This window comes from Nostoc sp. 'Peltigera membranacea cyanobiont' 232 (assembly GCF_002245985.1).
In the GTDB taxonomy this organism is placed as follows: Bacteria; Cyanobacteriota; Cyanobacteriia; order Cyanobacteriales; family Nostocaceae; genus Nostoc.
Window position 1 is genome coordinate 1 of sequence record NZ_NOLK01000373.1, and the last position, 1,650, is coordinate 1,650.

At 40.3% G+C, this 1,650-nt stretch carries 1 protein-coding gene and 1 pseudogene; one reads left to right on the forward strand and one right to left on the reverse strand.

What is annotated here, in order from left to right; all coding sequences use genetic code 11:
- Positions 1-1,213 (reverse strand): DNA polymerase (locus CDG79_RS40415; RefSeq protein ID WP_262985890.1); only part of this gene is annotated, 1,213 nt, incomplete at its 3' end.
- A 145-nt stretch (positions 1,214-1,358) separates the two neighbouring features.
- Between CDG79_RS40415 and CDG79_RS41940 the strand changes: the two are divergent.
- Positions 1,359-1,523: pseudogene (locus tag CDG79_RS41940) on the forward strand (RNA-guided endonuclease TnpB family protein); the annotation flags it as partial.
- Positions 1,524-1,650 lie beyond the last annotated feature (127 nt).

Sequence of the window (1,650 nt, forward strand, 5' to 3'; positions counted from 1 at the left end):
ATCGATGTAAGTCAGCCCCTTGACGATAGACTTGGCACATCTTTGTATCACCACTAAGCCGAGCCATAATTCGTAGTTCAATTTGGGAGTAATCGGCTTTGATAATTTTATAGCCAGGGGCAGCAATGAAACAGCTACGGGCAGCTTCATCACGAGGAATATTTTGTAGAGGTGGTTTGCGGCAAGAAAATCTACCGGATTTTGCCCCTAATTGATAATAGTTGGGATGAATTCTCCCAGTTTTGGGGTGGATATGCTGGGGTAGTTTCTCGGTAAAAGTGCCGATAATTTTGGATAGACGGCGGTAATCTAGCAATGCTTGAATTATGGGATACTGTGCAGCTAAAGAAACTAATTTACTTTGATTAGTTGAGTTGATTTTAATACCAATAGCTTGTAGAGCAGCCAAAACTTGCTGAGGTGAATTCGGGTTTACTGCATCTGTCAGTTCTGGCAGCAATGACATCTGAGAACTAGCAATACGGAGTTGCTTGAGTTGGTTTAAAGCATCTGTTTTTTCAGCTTCTAGTTTTGCACCCAGTATCTGCCATCGGGACAAGTCAAATAGCATTCCGTTAAGTTCCATTTGAGCTACAACAGGCATACACTGAAATTCCAGTCGGGCAATTTTGAGTAACTTTGCCTGCTTTAACTTGTTGAGGAGAATTGGGTAAAGGTCAAGCAATATGGCAGCATCTACGGCAGCATAGTGCAATTGAACCTTGGTAAGAGGTTTACACCAATCGCTGATTTGTTGAGTTTTATCTAGTTGAAGGTGTAGTAGCTTTTTAACTATATTTTGTAAGGATGAGCTTGTTTTTAATCCTGCGGTTAGAACTTTATAAGCAAGTTGGGTATCAAAGAATTTACCGGAGGGTTGAAGTCCTGCGAGTGTGAGAAATTGCCAGTCGAACTTGGCATTATGTGCAATTTTGACAGCAGAGTTACAAAGCAGTTTTTTGAGTAGTGGGCGATCGCTTTTGGGAATAGCTGGTAAATCTATCAGCACTACCGGATGGTTTGGTGCAGCTATTTGAATCAGTCTAATAGAATCAGTTAGAGGGTCAAGTCCTGTTGTTTCACAATCTATGGCTAAAACCTCTGCCTGAAACAGACCTTGGAGAGCAGAATTAAGAGTTGAAAGATTAGAAACAAGAGTATAATTTGGAGTAGAAATACTGGTGTTATCTGTATTTATTAAGCCTGTATTCATAATAAATTAAATTTGAATTTCTCACCTAGAAGCGATAGCTTGTATATGTACCAACTTCAAAATATTTAGTTTTATACAAAGATTTGAAAACCTATTAAAGAGAGGTAAAATGGTATGCTAGTTTATGTTGCAGTAATTGATATAAATGCTGGTATTTGAGGCAAAGCTTGAAGGACAAGACGTACAGTATCAAGCGCTTGATGAAGCGATTAGAACTGCACGTTTCGTTCGCAACGCTTGTCTGAGATACTGGATGGACAACAAGGATGTTGGGCGATACGACCTCAATAAGTTCTGTGCCGTACTTGCTCAGGGTTAGCGCATCTCAAACTCTATTGACAGTTGGATTCTAGCAGAGAGTTAAGTTTGAGAAAGCCGCCGTCAAAACGGAAAGCATATACTGATCATTCATAGCGGCTCGCCGAGACTTTTGGCGA